Origin of the sequence: Enterococcus sp. OL5 (genome assembly GCF_006491895.1) — a bacterium.
Classification (GTDB): Bacteria; Bacillota; Bacilli; order Lactobacillales; family Enterococcaceae; genus Enterococcus_D; species Enterococcus_D innesii.
On record NZ_VHIL01000021.1, the window covers coordinates 1 to 15,983 of the forward strand.

Here is a 15,983-nt window from a genome sequence, read left to right on the forward strand (position 1 = left end):
GACTTGATACTTGTCGCGATTGTAGGTTGCAGCCAAGTGGGCTTCGGCCATCGCCATACCGACTGCCATAGCGATCCCTTGTCCTAAAGGTCCAGTGGTTGCTTCCACGCCGTCTGTGTGATCGACTTCTGGATGTCCTGGCGTGCGGCTATCCCATTGACGGAAGTTTTTTAGATCCTCAATGGTCACATCGTAACCAGACACGTGCAACAAGCTGTACAATAGTGCCGAACCATGTCCAGCAGACAAAACAAAGCGGTCACGATCCACCCAGTTGCGAGAAGTTGTTGGATTGACTTTCAAGTGTTTCGTCCACAAGGCATAGGCCATGGGTGCTGCCCCCATCGGTAATCCCGGATGTCCTGAATTGGCTTTTTGTACAGCTTCGATACTTAATGTACGAAGGGTGTTCACTCCTAATTGATCGATTTTATCAAATAGTTTTTTCAATTAAATTGCCTCCTTCACTTTCTTCAGCCAGCATGTTTCTATTCACTGCCTTTTCACAATAAAAAAGAACCGGACGTCCAAAGTTTACTGGCTAATAGGTAACGAATGCTCCTCTTTTTAACAGTCCTAACTTTGGTCGTCCGGTTCTTTTGCTTTCGGCTTTGCTCAGCTGCTCAAAACTTTTCCAGTCATTTCTTGATAATCTGCGACCATGATCGACCATGCTTTGGCAATGTCGTCATCTAAACCAAACAATCCACTGCGTCCGACAATATAGATGTCTGGATTGGCTTCATCGATCCGTTTGAAGGATTTCCGATTGGAGGAACCGTCCATTTCAATGACATAGTGATAGTCGTATTCTTCCCGTAATTCCCGCAGTTCAACAATTTTATCTAATGCCCCTTCAATAAAGCGTTGGCCAGCAAACCCTGGATCAACTGTCATGATCGTGACTTTATCCAAAAGATCGATATAAGGCAAAATGACCGATACTGGCGTTTCAGGATTTAAAACGATCCCGGCTTTTAATCCAGCATCATGGATTTGATCGATCAGACGAAATGCTAATCCATCCAAAACCTCAGCGTGCATACAGATCCATTCACAGTTGATATCGATCAGCTGCTGCACCCAAAAAGCAGGTTCAGTGACCATCAAATGAGCGGACAGAGGCAACGTACTGATTTTGCGGACCTCTTGAATAAACCATGGGGATAGGGAAATATTGGGTACGTAATGACCATCCATAATATCAATATGATAGGAGTCAACTTGGTCATTCAAAAAAGTGATTTGTTCTTTAAATTTATCTAGATCCATCGTCATCAATGACGGTGAAAATTCAACTTTGTTCATAGACTTATCCTTTCTCCTCAATCAGTCTTCTACTGAGAGGAACGACTCTTCTTCCAATTGAATCGCTTTTTTAGAAAATTTGAATATCATCTAAATCGATTTCTTCTTCTTCCACTTCTGCTTGCGCAGCTACTTGTTCTTCAGTGACATTTTTCTTGATCAAAGCCAAGGTGATCCCAGTCACTACTATATTTACCAGCAAAGCTACTGCCCCAGCCCACGGACGAGTCATGGTCGGCAGCATCAGCACACCACCAAACGGTACAGTTGCATCTGCTCCTAAGACCATTGAAACAGCCCCGCCAGCAGCGCCGCCAATAGCTGTTGCGATCAGCCCTCGGACGATATCGTTCATAACTATTGGGATCACCCCTTCAACGATATTGATCACACCCATTGGTACGGCAGATTTTAAAGTTTCCACTTCTACAGGCGTATAGATGTTTTTGCCGAACAGTTTTGCAATAAAGAATGCTAAACCAAAGCCGATCGGTGTTGCAGTATTGACTAATTGCAGTGCAGTGATCGGTCCATTGATCCCTTCTGCTTGCATCGTCAGAACAAAAGCAAAGACCGTTTTATTGATTGGTCCACCATAATCAACGCCGCTCAACAAGCCGATGACGGCACCAAAAACCAATAATGAAGAGGAGCCTAAGCTATTTAGTGCGTTCGTCAGTAAGTTCGTAAAGGCAGTGATCGGTGTACCGATAATATAGACCATGATCAGACCACCGATCAAAGAGGTCAAAAAGGGAATGATCAATGTCGGCATCAAGCCTTTCGCCCAATTTGGTACTTTAATAAATCGTAAAATAGCAATTACTAGATATCCAGCTAAGTAGCCGCCCAAAATTCCCCCAATAAAACCTGCACCAATGGCATTGGCTGTCAAACCAATAATAAACCCTGGCGCGATCCCCGGTTTTTCGGCAATCGCATAAGAAATTCCTGTCGCAATGACCACTGGAAGCAACCCGAGTCCCGCGCCTCCCATCGTAGCTAAAGCATCCCAAATCGTAAATTCACCTGGCACTAGTTGTCCCTGGCTGGTGCCGCCGAAAGCCATGCCAATGGCAATCAAGAATCCGGCACCGCAGACGATTGGAATCAAATAGGAGATGGCTGTCAACAAATGTCCTTTTAAATTCAATGCTTTGATTTTTTCCATAGTTTCCTTCCTCCTTCGGTTTGCTTAGACCGCCTGCTGTTGGACGACCTCTTTGGCTTTTTCCAACAATTTGCTTGGGGACTTGATGGCAACTTCGGTCGGCACTTGAATGATCCGTTTCCCTTCAAATCGTTCACGTCCTGCTACTTTGACGTCAACTGCTAAAATCACGACATCTGCAGCCGCAATCGCTTCAGGTGACAATTCATTTTCACGACCGATCGTTCCTTGTGTTTCCACATGGATCTCGTAACCTGCCTTTTTAGCCGCATTTTCTAACTTTTCTTGAGCAATATAAGTGTGAGCGATCCCTACTGTACATGCACATACGCCGACGATTTTCATAAATAATTCCTCCTTAAATTTTCTGTTATCCTTGAAATGCTTCAATCACTTGCTGCGGCTCTTTTGCTTTCAACAAGGCAGCCGTCACCTCGTCATTTCCTAATTTCCGAGCGAACAAAGAGAGCAATTTCAAATGCTTTTGCGCTCCTTCCGTGTCATCACCGACGGCAAATAAGATAATTCCTTTCACTCCCTTGCCATCCAACGTTTCCCAAGGGATCTCTTCTTTTAAAACCCCGATTGCTACGCCGATCTCCTTCACATGAGCACTTTTTCCATGGGGAATAGCAATGTAATTACCAATCCCTGTTTGACCAACTGCTTCCCGCTCATAGACATCTTTTAAAAATGCTGCCTGATCCGTCAAGTACTCATTGGTATATAAAAGCTGACTCAATTGCTGCAGGGCTTCTTCTTTAGAAGCTGCCTCCATGTTGGTTTTGATTATTTTTGGATCAATCACTGTTGAAATATCCATTCGTTTTCCTCCTCTAGTTGAGTACCTCTTGCCTTACTGAATTGATCATTCATTCCCGTCAGCCGCGTTGGTTGAGAAGGAAGGCTTCGATTTCTTCTTTTGATTTTTCTGCAATGAATTGCAGATTTTCTTCATAGGCGAAACATTTCATTAAACGGATGACTGCCTGTTTCACCGCGGTTGTTTCGTCAGTCTTCATCAGGATCGCAAAAATTGTTTTTGCTTGCAGCGTTCCCTGCCAAAGGACTTTTTCACCTCTGACTAGGACGATTCCGCTTTTTTTCACCACATCACTTTCAATGTGTGGTAGCGCAAAATCTTCAGCAATCATCGTATTGCCGCTCGCTTCTCGGGCTTGCAGTGCTTCAAATAGCAGGGTTTTGCTCTCCGTCAGCCCGATTGTTTGACTAACAGCTGCAATCTTCCTTAAAACATCGACTTTCGTCTCTCCTGCTTCTGTTGAAACTAACGTAAGGGACAAAGGGAATTTAGTCATTTCTCACCCTCCCAATCATCGCTTCAAGGCGTTTTTGGTCTTCCATCGTCAGCATGGCGCTCACGATCACGACCGGAATCGGACTATCGATCGTTAATTGAACGGTTGAGATGATCATCTCCGTATCCGGGTGTTGCTTTAAAGCCGCTTCCACATCACGAGAAGGTAGGACAGCGGTGATTGCCAACTCACGAAATTTCTTATGCACTTTTACTTTTAATAATTCGGAGGTCCCGATTCCCGTAGTACAGACGATCATAACCTTGAGTTGTTGAGGATGTTCTTCGATCGCTTGAGCAAAGTAAAGGGTGACAAAGCCGATTTCATCTTCTGTGAGCGCTGGCAAATCGTACACTTGGCAGATTTCTCTTGCAGTCTCTTCGGTAGCAAAAAACAAATCTGTGTATTCTAATTTGATTTGCTCCAAAAGATTGTTTTTGACTTCGATGCCATGTCGCAACCGATTGATCATTGGTTTGATATGGCGAGCCAATTTACCGAATAACTCCTCGTCTTCAAATGAGCGCTGCAGCTGAGTGCTCATTTTTTCTATAAATGCATTGGAAATCAGTTTTACTTGTTCTGACAGATCCTCTAATTCATCCGTGGCCTTTTGCATCCGTGAGGAGACGAGGTATTGATACATATAATAGCCTTCGTTTTCTGGTAATTTCGTATGCAAGTACTCTTCGCTATTGCCAATGATCTCCTTGGCGATGGTGGCTAACTCTGGGTTTTCTTGCATTTGCTGTTTCTCTTTCTCATCTAAAATATCCTCGTTAAACGAATTCCCTACTTTGCGAAACCGTCGCAATAAGATATACAGGTGAGAAAAAAGATTAATGTTATAAGGATGTGGTATTACTAATCCTAGGTGATTTTCAATCAAATTCAGCTGTCGCAAAACAAACTCCGCATCATAACGGTTGAACGCCTCATTCGTCACATGCAGATCATCCAAGCGGATATTGCGGGTTTGTTGGATATACTCCTGCAATGCACGACGGATATTTTTTTCTGCACCGTTCACCCCGATCATTTTATTTTTGCGGGAAACCGTCAGCTCAAAACGCTGCAAAGCTTCAGAAATTAATTTCTCATCACTGTTGATGACCGTTTCACTCACATAAAAAGGCTGATACAAGGAAAAAATATTCTTTCTTTTGGGTGAAATAAGCAATAGCTCCTCCATCACCTTGTTACGGCGTTCCACTGGTGTCAGCGCATTCGGCATTTCCGCTTTCTGACTCTGGGGCTTTTCTTGATGATGGAAACTTAAGCGGTAACCTTTCCCTTTTTCTGAGAGAATCACATAGTCAATCGCGGCATCCTCATTGATCGCTTTTACGATGCGATAAATCGACTTTGTAGAAAGTCGAAGCGCTGCGGATAGTTCATCGGCTGTGACAAATTCTCTCGTATTGGAAAGAATATGGATGATTTTTCTCTTTCGTTGTTCCATAACAGTCATGTAACCGTTCTCCTTTCTACACACTTATCATAGCACTAGGAAATGTAAGCGTTCTATCATTCTTTGTCCCCTTCAAGGGACAAAGACGATCGATAATAAGAATTACAATACAACGTTAAGGACAAAAAAAACAGCCATTTTTCAAAATGGCTGTAACAAAATCTGTGTTATCATCAATATTCCTTATTCAACTGTTGGAATAAGAAAAGAAAAGCTGCTAGTTCCAATAAAACGAGAAGGAAAACGCCGTTTATCGAAACCCTTCACCCCCCGTTAAAGAACAATCCAGGTTTAAACGGCTTGTGCAGTAAGCGAAATAATCACTCTCATTGAAAGGAATGATTTGAGCTTTTTACATCAACGAACGATAAAGCTCAATAATTTCTTCTAAAGTCGTATCCCGCGGGTTGCCTGGTGTGCAGACATCGTTCAAGGCATCTTTGGCGATGGCTGGGATATCTTCTTCTTTGACGCCCAATTCAGAAATGGTCGCCGGAATGCCCACATCTTTGCTTAACTGATCGATTGCTTGGCAAGCAGCATCGCGGACGTCTTCAAGTGACATCGCTTCTGCCCCTTCAATGCCTAAAACGATCGCGATCTCACGGTATTTTTCACCCGTAAAGTCTTTGTTGTATTTCATGATGGTTGGCAGCAAGGACGCGCACGCTACTCCGTGAGGAATGTTATACCAAGCGGACAATGGATGTGCCATGCCGTGGACTAAGCCCAAGCCGACGTTTGAAAAGCCCATACCAGCAATGTATTGTCCTAGCGCCATTGCTTCTCGTCCTGCTTGATCGCCCTTCACGGAATCTCTCAATGAGCGGCCGATGATCTCGATTGCTTTGATGTGCAGCATATCAGTCATTTCCCAAGCGCCTTTAGTGATGAAGCCTTCGATGGCGTGGGTCATGGCATCCATTCCCGTTGCGGCTGCCAAGCTCTTCGGCATCCCCATCATCATATCGCTGTCCACAAAGGCTACTAGAGGAATATCGTGAGGATCTACACAAACAAATTTCCGATGATTTTCTTCATCTGTAATCACATAGTTGATCGTTACTTCGGCTGCAGTTCCAGAAGTTGTCGGTACCGCTAAAATCGGCAAGCATGGATGTTTCGTGTCTGCCACGCCTTCCAAACTAATCACATCTGAGAATTCAGGATTCGTAGCAATGATCGCGATCGCTTTTGCCGTGTCGATCGGTGAACCACCGCCAATCGCGATGATGCAATCGGCTTGGGCTTCTTTGACAAACGCTAAGCCGTCTTTGACATTTTGGATCGTTGGGTTCGGCACGATCCCATCATATAACGCATAATCGACACCTGCTTCATCCAATAATTTCGTCACTTTGGTCGCAACTTCAAATTTCACCAAATCTTTGTCGGTGATCACTGCCGCTTTTTTGAACCCTCGTGCCTTGAATTCGGTCGGTACGTTCTCGATCGCTCCTTTTCCAAAATACGATGTTTCATTCAAAATCATTCTATTCGCCATTCTTCCTACCTCCATTTGTTTGTTTATTCACAATATAGTTTAAATAGAAAAGACTGAAAGCCTTTTCTATTCTTCTACCATTGATTATACCTCAAGATAGCCTGCTCGGGGAGTGACTTTGAAAGCGTCAGCCAATTTTTTCAGATTTTCATCTGTAATGGTTTGTAAAATTGGGCCTTGCGCTTTGACATAGGTGTACACTTCCGCAGCTTTCTCTGCCGTTTCAATCAAGCCAAAGACTTCGTCCATATCTTTGCCAGCGCCATAGATCCCATGTTGCGGCCAAAGAACCAAACGGGTTTCTTTCATTTTAGCAGCCGTTGCTTCGCCGATCTCGTTCGTTCCTGGAACCATCCAAGGAATGATGGAAACACCTTCTGGGAAGACCACCAAGCACTCCGTACACATTTGCCACAAGGTCCGCGTGAAACTGCGTTCATCCAACTCATGGGTAAAACTCATGGCTAAAAGATGCGATGCGTGGTTATGCATGATGATTCGGTTTTCTGGATCGACCGACAAGCGAGCGATATGACTCATGAAATGACTTGGCAGTTCACTCGTTGGCACCGCACCATTTTCCAAGCCCCAAAGCAATTCCAATGTTTGCCCATCTTCTTTGACTCGGATCACACCAAGGTTTTCCGCTGGATGTGCCGCTACATTTTTAAAGTATTTTCCTGAACCTGTCACGATAAAGTACTTGCCAGCTAGTGCCGTGGCATCAAAAATCATGGGAATTTCCCGCAAGACGCTTTGCGGATCGATGAAAGGCAAAATCTCTTCTTCTGTTAATAAGTAAGAAATATTGCCGCCGTTGCGCTCATCCCACCCTAAACGGTAAAGATTTGCTGTTGTTTCCATCATTTCTTGTACAAAATTCGCTTGTAAAATATCAATCTTTTTCATTGTTCTCCTACTTTCTGGCTTTTAAGACGGTTTCTTCATAGGCTTTCACTTCTGATAGCCAATCCAGACCTGCTGGTACCCCTTGGCTTTCACAGAAGTAATTCCAAACATCTGCATACGGATAGTCTTTTAATTCTTCCGTCATGGCTAAACGAGTGGTGAAATCACCTGACAATTCGATTGCTTTTAGTTCTTCGATCGGTTCTAGCATCGCTTTTAGCAACGCTTTTTGAGTATTGCGCGTCCCGATCACCCACGCAGCGACCCGATTGATCGTCGCATCAAAGAAATCTAACCCAATGTTGGTTTTTGGCAATAAGTCATTGCGAACCAATTCGCGGCCAATCTCTTGCAATTCATCGTCCATGATCACGACATGATCACTATCCCAGCGTACAGGTCGGCTGACATGCAGCAAAATGCCTTTGCTGAATAGTGCCAATGAAGACAATTTATTGGAGATCACTTCGGTTGGATGGAAATGTCCAGCATCCAAACAAATCAATTTATCGCGCGTCAAGCCATAGCCCATATAAAATTCATGAGAACCTACGGTGTAGGCTTCGGCACCAAGACCAAACAACTTGCTTTCCACGGCATCTACCGTGTATTCCGCTGGCAATTCTTCAGCAAAAATCTCATCTAATGCTGTCATCAAGCGTTCCCGTGGTGTAAAACGATCGATCGGGTTGTCTTTGTAGCCATCTGGCACCCAGAAATTATTGACACAGACTTGCCCAGTTTCTTTCCCCATATAGGCAGCGATTTGACGCGAACGTTTGCCGTGTTCGATCCAGAACTGACGAACTTCTTCATCTGGTGAAGCAAGGGTAAAGCCATCTTTGAACATGGGATGTGAGAAAAAGGTTGGATTGAAGTCTAAACCTAAGCCTTGTTCCTTCGCCCAAGCAACCCATTTTTCAAAATGCTTCGGCTCCAATTCATTTAGATCCACTGTTTCCTCGGTGTCTAAATAGATGGCGTGAAGGTTCAATTTGTGTTTTCCAGGAATCAAAGAGTAGGCTTTTTCTAAATCTTGGCGCAACTCCTCTGGGGTATGGGCAGCACCAGGATAATTCCCCGTTACAGAGATCCCACCAGATAATGCTTCATCACTCAAAAATCCTTGGACATCGTCCCCTTGCCAAACATGCATCGAGATTTTCACATCGGCTAATTTTTTCAAAACCGCATCCGTGTCGACGCCTAATTTGGCATATGCTGTCTTAGCTTCTTCATAACGCTGTTGAATCGTTGTCATTTTTTTCCTACTCCTTTTATAAAACGTTGATAGTTGCTTAAAATCTTGTGATCAAAAGGCTGTGGTTCATGAACACTGCAAGGAAATGAGTGTTTGACCGCGCGGCGTGCTTCAGCCAGCGACGTGAAGATGCCAGCACTCATCATCTGCATTAAAAGATTACCGATCGCCGTTGCTTCACTTGGGCCAGCTTCGATCGTCAGCTGCGCAGTATCAGCCGTCAGTTGATTTAAAAAGCGATTATTGGAACCGCCCCCCACGATATGCAGTTTTTGCAGCTTGTTTGTCGTAACTGTCAGCTGTTCCAGCTTTTGTAATTCACTGGCATAACAAAGCGCTAAGTTATCATACACACAGCGAGCCAGTTCCCTTGCGGTTTCTGGAACTTTCTGCTGGGTTTCTCGACAATACGCTTGCAGTTCAGTAATCATGTTTTCTGGATTCAAAAAACGAGGATCATTGACATCGACAAACTGTTGAAAAGCAGGCGTTGCTTGCGCCAATTCCGCCAATTCTGCATAGGAATACTGATAGTCTTGCTGCCGAGCCACTTCTTGGATCAGCCACATGCCCATAATATTTTTTAAAAAGCGAATCGTGTTGTGGGCACCCCATTCGTTCGTATAATTTTCATCAAAGGCGGCAAGGGAAACATTGGGTACTTTGGTTTCGATCCCCAGCAATGACCAAGTCCCGCTGCTGATGTAGCCCCAATCTGAACCCTCTCCAGGTGTACCGATGATCGCCGACGCCGTATCATGACTAGCGACAGTGACAAAGGTCGCTTGTGGCAAATCATAGGCTGGAAACTTCTGTGTTTGCAGTGCGCCTAAAACCGTCCCAGCATCAACCAAAGGTGGGAATAGGCCTTCTGTTACGCCGACCTCAGCTAACAATTCTGCATCCCATGTTTGGGTGTTGGCATTTAGAAGCTGCATCGTCGAGGCATTGGTTTTTTCCGTGACCATCTTGCCAGTAAAAACGTAGCCCAAGTAGTCTGGAATCAATAGCAGTTTGTCGGCTTTTTGCAGCAGTTGCGCTTCTTCTGTGGCTAATTGAAAAATCGTGTTGAAGGGCTGCAGCTGAATGCCTGTTTTCTCATACAGTTTTTGCAAAGAATAGCGCTGACCAAAAGTTGCGATCGCATCATTGGTGCGACTATCTCGATAAGCGACTGGGTCGCCTAAACGCTCGCCTGCTTGATCGATCAAACAGTAATCCACTGCCCAGGTGTCGATTCCGACGAAGCAGTCATTGATACCTGCTTGTTTCACTTTTTGCAGTCCTACTAAAATCTCTTGGATCAAATAATCGATCGCCCAACGGTCAAAGCCGTCATGGGGACGAAAGCCGTTTTTAAAGCGATGGATCTCTTCTAAAGTGATCTGCTCATTTTCCCAACGGCTCAGCATCAGACGACCGCTTGATGCGCCGATATCGATTGCGATAAATGTGTTCACTGGTCTCCACCTTTCATTATCTTGTTTAAAAATAAATCGATTACAATTCACTGATTTATTCTTGTTGCCTCAATTTTAGCTTGACAATCAACGAGTTTCATCACACAATTTTGATAAAGACTTGCACAATCTTGGTAAAAAGGAGGATCCGATGGACTACTGGGAAAAAGCCAACCACTCATGGTCAACCGATTCACTGCGTTACATCAATACTTCAACCCAAAAGCAGCGTGAACTTTTCTATTACATTCAAGAAATCGGCTATTTCAAAGCCAGCAAACCTTACTTTACAGAACGAGAGAACCTGCCTTCTTATTTGATCAAATATACATTGTCCGGCTGCGGTGAATTGCGCTACAAAGGTAAAAGCTATCAATTAAAAGCAGGTGATGTGTTTTTTATCGACTGCCTAGACTATCAGTACTACCGCACCGTTAGTCAAGAGTCCTGGGAAATGGACTGGATCCATCTATATGGCGCCAACGTCGCAGCGTTTTATGATGAATTTCTAAAGAATGGCAGTCCAGTTTTTCACACCAATCCTGCCAGCAGTCGTCAAAATCCGATCCACTTGGTCTTACAAGATTTATTGATGCTACAGCCAGAACCAAATGCGAAAACTGCCTTCCAAAGCTCTGTTTTGATCCATCAGCTGCTCAATGAACTGCTCCTGCAAAAATATCATCTCGACTTTTCGGATAGTGAGATCCCGCTTTATATTTTGCAGATTCGTGACCAGCTAGAAGAAGATTTCCGTCAAGGGATCACCTTGGAATCTTTGGAGGAAAAGTATCATATCAATAAGTATCAAATCGTCAAGGAGTTTTCCAAATACATGGGCTTGCCCCCCATCGAGTACCAGATCAGCAAACGCATCTCTTACTCGAAAGACCTTTTGCGCTATTCTCGGCTATCCATCAAAGAGATCTCATTGGCGATCGGCATTGAAAACACCGCCTATTTCAGCCGTTTATTCAAGAAAAAAGTCGGCATTTCACCTAGTGATTATCGACAGACGGAGAATGGGCGGTAAAAAAAACATGAAATCATTCACTGATTTCATGTTTTTTTGCATTGAATCTAACGTTTTAGTTGGCAACAATAAGAGACTCTTTTTCATTCATGATCTTCTCGAATGCTGACGCATTCGTTACCACAACTGGCGTAATGGTCGCATATCCCTCAGCTTGGATAGCTGCGAGATCGGCTTTTATCAGCGGCTGGCCCTTTTTGATTGCTTGATTTGCTTCAACAAGGGTCGTAAAGTGTTTTCCTTCTAGTTCTACGGTGTCAACACCAATATGGATCAAAAGTTCAACGCCTTGATCACTAGTCAAGCCGATCGCATGCTTTGTCGGAAATAAAGCAGTGACCATGCCATCAAAAGGGGCATAAAAGGTATTTGATTGCGGTTTGACAGCTTTACCTTGCCCCATCAAGCCTTCTGAAAAAACTTTATCAGGAACCTCTGTTAAGGGAACGACTTCTCCCTGAACGACTTCTTGAAAATTAATTTTGGTATCCACGGACTCTTTTGAATTGACTGCTTCCCTTTTTTCAGGTTCTACAATTCCCCATAAATAAGTGATTAGAAAAGCCGCAACAAGCCCTACTGCCTGCGAAGCGATCCCACCATAAAATCCACCATCGATTCCTGCTGGATTGATGATCAAAGGAATACCTAATAATCCTGAACCACCAAAAGAATACTGCACTGTCTGCGTAAAGCCTGCAATAACCCCACCTAAACTTCCACCGATGACAGCAGCGATCAACGGACGTTTATAAGGAAGCAATACTCCGTACAATGCTGGTTCGCTGACACCAATCAGGGTTGTCAGACCTGTTGAGTATGCGAGTGCTTTCGTTTTATCATTTTTCGTACGTAGACCAACCGCTACGACAGCACCAGCCATTGCCATTTGGTTCGCTAAGAGCAGACCCATCACAGGATCGAACCCTTGCATCGCCATGTTGTTAAGAAAAATCGGAATGAATGCCCAATGCAATCCGAACATGACCATCAAGATCCATGGACCCCCAATCACCAGCCCACCCAATACCGGACTAAAGTGATAAACATTATTAACAAGCGCTGCCATTAGACTGGATAAGTTGGATATAATTGGACCAACGACCAGCAAGGCAAGAGGGACAGAAACTAGCAACACGATAAGAGGCTGTACCATGAATCGCAAATCCTTCAATGGCCAATTCTGAACGAAGCCATTGATTTTGGATGCCACCCAGACAGCAATGATTGCCGGAAAAACGGAAGAAGTATAGTCCATCATATTCACGGGAATCGCCAAAAAGGTCAAACTACCTTCTGTCGCATACGGCAGCAAAGTAGGATAGATCAATGATGCCCCAATCAACATTCCGACATAACTGTTTAATTTAAAATAATTTGCCGCCGAAGCACCTAATAAGATTGGCATGAAGTAAAAGAAAGCATTAGACAATGCATACAAAACGATATAGGTTCCCGAAGTTTCTGACAAAATACCTGCTACTGATAAAATCGTCAAGATTCCTTTGATCGTTCCTGACGCAGCCATAGCGCCTAAAGCTGGCGTGAAAATCCCTGAAATCGTGGTGGTAAATTGATCAAAAAGAGACTTTTTTGTTTTTTCACGAGTATTGTCCTCTTTTAGTTCGCCAACTTGTTGCAGGACCGCTTCATAGACATCGTTCACACGATTTCCTAAGACGATCTGGTACTGTCCGCCCTGTTCAACGACTGAGATCACTCCGTCAAGACTAGCAATCGTCTCCTTATTTGGAATACCGGTATCATGCAATACAAAGCGCAGACGTGTGACGCAATGGGTCACCGATTCGATATTGGCTTTTCCACCAATTTCCTTTAAAACCTCTGTTGCCAACTGCTGGTTGTTCATTTTTACTCCTCCTCAATAAAAAGTTTGATTTCGCCAGTGATCCCCAAAGGCTCGAACAGGACAAACTGTGAAAGATAATCCCTCATACTGCGACCTAAATTATTGATCACTTCAATCTGGATGGAATTATTCGTTTTTCGAAGCAGGTCCGTCAACTCAAATGTATACGGTGTACTGATTCTTGTGCCTACACAATGACCGTTCACTGAAACAGTCACAACTTCTGAAGCATCTTCAATACTTAATAAAACCTCTCCTGCTGCTTTAGGGAAGTCCACGGTATAAGTGATTTTCCCGCTAAACCGACTGAAGTCATCACCGACCCCCAGTAAAGGCAGTGACGAATATTGTTTTTGACAGGTAACCGCTGCTTGCTCTTTCCCGATTCCTTCGAAAGTGACTTGCCATGGCTGATCGTTTAGATGAACTTCTTTCATAGGTTTGCTTGTTTCAATACGCAATGGTTGTTCCGAGGTAGCTTCAAAAGAATCAGACTCTCTGCTGGTGCTAAATGAATCTCATAGCTGCCATTTTTATATGACACAGGTTTCAGTTTATTTTCTACTGGATCATATTGAACTAAAGGCTTCTCAGCAGGAAAAACAGCCTGAAACTGCAGCGATTCACTGTCATTTTCGTTGAAAAGCATGAATACCTCATCTGTCTGCTGCTGATAATGATAGTACCGCAAATACGGCAGAGCTTTTGACGTTTCTAAACGATCCCGTACCTTCAAGCCAGCATTATCAGTAAGTGCTGTGAGCGGCGTTACTTCTGTCAGACGATCGAGAAGCCGCAGCTCATGGCTAAGCAAAGTCTCTTCAAGGGATTCTTTCACCATCTCCTCAATAAAAATAATTTGAATACCAGATTCTGCGAGAGCTGTCAGCTTTTTGGTCAATGAATCAGACATTCGCTCAGCATATGGAATGACTAGTGTTTGAAAGGCATGCTCATTAATGACAAATGTTTGATTCGTATATTGCGCATCAAGCATCATCTCAACCGAAACGATTTCAAATTCGTATTGATGTTCCATCAGTTCACGAGCAACTTTTTGAATCGGCATATAAGCGCCTGCCCACTCCGCTTCAGCATGGTACAGCACAGCAATGTCCGCTTGATGTTTCCCGTCACTAAATAGATAACTCAAACGATTCATATACACCATCAGCTGTTTGAAGCCCTCAAATTGTGGATTATGGCCTTGCGCATAAAAATGCGGCGGACAATCGGCATCAGGAAAGTCATTCATTGAAAAGGCATGAGGGACAAAATGATTGACCCCTCGCACCAGCATGTGATCGGTTAGCCATTTCATCAGTTTGGTTCCTTCTGACCAACCATATGCGCCGAATACTTCGCACATCGTTCGACCTTGTTTCACAGGGTCTAAGTTTCCTAAAGACGCCCCCATTTTCCCTAATGCGTAATGGAAAAATTCGCCATCCCAGCCAGTAGATGTCATGGCTTCAAAGTATCCGTCATTTTGTTGCGGCATCAATTGATGCAAAACGACATCGATCCCTGCCATCGATTGTCCTTTCATCGATTGAAAGAAGTGACCTGCCCCATAGCCTAAACGTGCATGGGCATTGTTATCCTCAATCACATGTCCGATATAGTCGACTTTATGTTCACGACACCAACGTCCGATCCGCTGAGAAAAGTGTTGACTATATAGCTCAGAAACCAACGACATATAATTGTAACGAATCTTAGCCGTATGTTTTGATTCACCACGATAGAGAGCCGGCAACAGCCCTCGCAGCTCAGTTTCAGATATGGCTAGCTGGTTTGCTAACAAAGTCAACAAATCATGCCGCCACGGCAATGGCATATCTACTTTTCCAAGGACTGCATCAGGACCCTTGATATTCCCAAACCGCGGTTCATCTGAGAAAAATCCTTGGATCGTTGTGCCAAATTTCTCTCCAAAGTGTTGATAATGACTTTGATAAACCGTTTCCAGCAAAATATCTGTTGCTTCTGGTACCAAAGGATTCAAGTACCCTTGTGTCGAAGCTTCCCCTCCTTCTTGTGTCGTGTAAAAGACAAAGATACTCCACTCTCCTTCAGGAATAGACCAATACAATGTCTCATCAATAATTGAGTCTGTAAGGTCGATCCAGTTCTCCTCACTGATCTGCTTAAATCCAGTTTTCTTGACCGCAACGGCGCTGATGATTTCAGCTGAAAAAAATGACTTGCCACTCTCCTTAACCGTTTCCCTTTCTGAATTCAAAATATTCGGTCTTTCTGCATTAAAACACCAATCCAACATAATTCCAGCATTCTTTTTGGGGCCTACAAAATCAAATTGTCGGAAATTCAAAAATTCTTTCTGCAAGTGACGATGATTCTTTTCAATTTCCCCTGCGGCATAGCCTGTTGGAAAGTGTTTATCATCCAAAATCCAAAGTGTCATCTGTCTTTTTTCACACTCTTCAATGATGATCGCCAACTCATCCCACCATTGTGCTTTCAAAAATTCTTCATGGGGGCGTGATTCGATACAGACAGATCGGATGCCTGCTTCATAAATTTTACTGATGTAAGTTTGAATCGTTTCCTTATCTTCTCCATGCATCCATAAAAACGGAAAAATATGATTATCATATTTTTCGTTCAATAAATTCGTTATCTTTTTCATACAAATTCCTCTTTCTTTCTCATT

At 43.7% G+C, this 15,983-nt stretch carries 14 protein-coding genes and 1 pseudogene; 1 reads left to right on the top strand and 14 read right to left on the bottom strand.

Annotated elements, in window-relative coordinates:
- From FJU10_RS17260 to rhaB, 11 genes and pseudogenes are all read right to left on the bottom strand, one after another.
- Window positions 1-450, bottom strand: a pseudogene (locus tag FJU10_RS17260) (transketolase); the annotation flags it as partial.
- Window positions 451-615: 165 nt separating this feature from the next.
- Window positions 616-1,308: a D-allulose 6-phosphate 3-epimerase gene (gene alsE, locus FJU10_RS17265; RefSeq protein ID WP_086294769.1), complete on the bottom strand. Its 693-nt coding sequence runs from the start codon at window positions 1,306-1,308 to the stop codon at window positions 616-618.
- A 70-nt stretch (window positions 1,309-1,378) separates the two neighbouring features.
- The gene (locus tag FJU10_RS17270; protein ID WP_005234436.1) at window positions 1,379-2,479 is read right to left on the bottom strand and encodes a PTS fructose transporter subunit IIC; all 1,101 of its coding nucleotides are present in this window, start codon (window positions 2,477-2,479) and stop codon (window positions 1,379-1,381) included.
- A 24-nt stretch (window positions 2,480-2,503) separates the two neighbouring features.
- Complete coding sequence (locus FJU10_RS17275) at window positions 2,504-2,824, bottom strand: PTS fructose transporter subunit IIB (RefSeq protein ID WP_008380953.1); 321 nt, start codon at window positions 2,822-2,824, stop codon at window positions 2,504-2,506.
- A 25-nt stretch (window positions 2,825-2,849) separates the two neighbouring features.
- Complete coding sequence (locus FJU10_RS17280; protein ID WP_074536500.1) at window positions 2,850-3,302, bottom strand: PTS sugar transporter subunit IIA; 453 nt, start codon at window positions 3,300-3,302, stop codon at window positions 2,850-2,852.
- A 58-nt stretch (window positions 3,303-3,360) separates the two neighbouring features.
- Window positions 3,361-3,798 carry a PTS sugar transporter subunit IIA gene (locus FJU10_RS17285; protein WP_140966521.1) on the bottom strand — a complete coding sequence of 146 codons (438 nt, stop codon included), beginning with the start codon at window positions 3,796-3,798 and terminating at the stop codon, window positions 3,361-3,363.
- Window positions 3,791-5,269, bottom strand: a complete 1,479-nt coding sequence (locus FJU10_RS17290; RefSeq protein ID WP_140966522.1) for a BglG family transcription antiterminator — start codon at window positions 5,267-5,269, stop codon at window positions 3,791-3,793. The genes FJU10_RS17285 and FJU10_RS17290 overlap by 8 nt, the downstream gene beginning before the upstream one ends.
- Before the next feature lie 352 nt (window positions 5,270-5,621).
- Window positions 5,622-6,773 carry a lactaldehyde reductase gene (gene fucO, locus FJU10_RS17300; protein WP_077452875.1) on the bottom strand — a complete coding sequence of 384 codons (1,152 nt, stop codon included), beginning with the start codon at window positions 6,771-6,773 and terminating at the stop codon, window positions 5,622-5,624.
- A gap of 84 nt (window positions 6,774-6,857) precedes the next feature.
- Complete coding sequence (rhaD, locus tag FJU10_RS17305; RefSeq protein WP_005234418.1) at window positions 6,858-7,682, bottom strand: rhamnulose-1-phosphate aldolase; 825 nt, start codon at window positions 7,680-7,682, stop codon at window positions 6,858-6,860.
- 7 nt (window positions 7,683-7,689) lie between these two features.
- Entirely contained in the window at window positions 7,690-8,943 is a 1,254-nt protein-coding gene (gene rhaA / locus FJU10_RS17310; protein WP_140966523.1) for an L-rhamnose isomerase, read from the bottom strand.
- Window positions 8,940-10,355: a rhamnulokinase gene (gene rhaB / locus FJU10_RS17315; protein ID WP_411268849.1), complete on the bottom strand. Its 1,416-nt coding sequence runs from the start codon at window positions 10,353-10,355 to the stop codon at window positions 8,940-8,942. The genes rhaA and rhaB overlap by 4 nt, the downstream gene beginning before the upstream one ends.
- A gap of 199 nt (window positions 10,356-10,554) precedes the next feature.
- On the opposite strand from rhaB, the gene FJU10_RS17320 reads away from it, so the two are divergent.
- Window positions 10,555-11,436 carry an AraC family transcriptional regulator gene (locus tag FJU10_RS17320; protein ID WP_140966525.1) on the top strand — a complete coding sequence of 294 codons (882 nt, stop codon included), beginning with the start codon at window positions 10,555-10,557 and terminating at the stop codon, window positions 11,434-11,436.
- A gap of 55 nt (window positions 11,437-11,491) precedes the next feature.
- Here FJU10_RS17320 and FJU10_RS17325 read toward each other — a convergent pair whose 3' ends face one another.
- From FJU10_RS17325 to FJU10_RS17330, 3 genes are read right to left on the bottom strand one after another with little or no spacing between them, the layout of a single operon-like run.
- A complete protein-coding gene (locus FJU10_RS17325; RefSeq protein WP_140966526.1) occupies window positions 11,492-13,306 on the bottom strand; it encodes a beta-glucoside-specific PTS transporter subunit IIABC in 1,815 nt (604 codons plus the stop codon).
- A 2-nt stretch (window positions 13,307-13,308) separates the two neighbouring features.
- Window positions 13,309-13,743, bottom strand: coding sequence for a cadherin-like beta sandwich domain-containing protein (locus FJU10_RS19525; RefSeq protein ID WP_223273124.1), 435 nt, complete (start codon window positions 13,741-13,743; stop codon window positions 13,309-13,311).
- Window positions 13,740-15,959, bottom strand: a complete 2,220-nt coding sequence (locus tag FJU10_RS17330) for a glycosyl hydrolase (protein ID WP_223273125.1) — start codon at window positions 15,957-15,959, stop codon at window positions 13,740-13,742. The genes FJU10_RS19525 and FJU10_RS17330 overlap by 4 nt, the downstream gene beginning before the upstream one ends.
- Between the last annotated feature and the right edge of the window lie 24 nt (window positions 15,960-15,983).

What these genes read in the sequence shown, in the direction of transcription:
- rhaB (WP_411268849.1), bottom strand. Translation starts at nt 10,355, where the DNA reads ATGCTGAGCCGTTGGGAAAATGAGCAGATCACTTTAGAAGAGATCCAT.
- rhaA (WP_140966523.1), bottom strand. Translation starts at nt 8,943, where the DNA reads ATGACAACGATTCAACAGCGTTATGAAGAAGCTAAGACAGCATATGCC.
- fucO (WP_077452875.1), bottom strand. Translation starts at nt 6,773, where the DNA reads ATGGCGAATAGAATGATTTTGAATGAAACATCGTATTTTGGAAAAGGA.
- FJU10_RS17320 (WP_140966525.1), top strand. Translation starts at nt 10,555, where the DNA reads ATGGACTACTGGGAAAAAGCCAACCACTCATGGTCAACCGATTCACTG.
- FJU10_RS19525 (WP_223273124.1), bottom strand. Translation starts at nt 13,743, where the DNA reads ATGAAAGAAGTTCATCTAAACGATCAGCCATGGCAAGTCACTTTCGAA.
- FJU10_RS17285 (WP_140966521.1), bottom strand. Translation starts at nt 3,798, where the DNA reads ATGACTAAATTCCCTTTGTCCCTTACGTTAGTTTCAACAGAAGCAGGA.
- FJU10_RS17275 (WP_008380953.1), bottom strand. Translation starts at nt 2,824, where the DNA reads ATGAAAATCGTCGGCGTATGTGCATGTACAGTAGGGATCGCTCACACT.
- FJU10_RS17290 (WP_140966522.1), bottom strand. Translation starts at nt 5,269, where the DNA reads ATGACTGTTATGGAACAACGAAAGAGAAAAATCATCCATATTCTTTCC.
- FJU10_RS17330 (WP_223273125.1), bottom strand. Translation starts at nt 15,959, where the DNA reads ATGAAAAAGATAACGAATTTATTGAACGAAAAATATGATAATCATATT.
- rhaD (WP_005234418.1), bottom strand. Translation starts at nt 7,682, where the DNA reads ATGAAAAAGATTGATATTTTACAAGCGAATTTTGTACAAGAAATGATG.
- FJU10_RS17270 (WP_005234436.1), bottom strand. Translation starts at nt 2,479, where the DNA reads ATGGAAAAAATCAAAGCATTGAATTTAAAAGGACATTTGTTGACAGCC.
- FJU10_RS17325 (WP_140966526.1), bottom strand. Translation starts at nt 13,306, where the DNA reads ATGAACAACCAGCAGTTGGCAACAGAGGTTTTAAAGGAAATTGGTGGA.
- FJU10_RS17280 (WP_074536500.1), bottom strand. Translation starts at nt 3,302, where the DNA reads ATGGATATTTCAACAGTGATTGATCCAAAAATAATCAAAACCAACATG.
- alsE (WP_086294769.1), bottom strand. Translation starts at nt 1,308, where the DNA reads ATGAACAAAGTTGAATTTTCACCGTCATTGATGACGATGGATCTAGAT.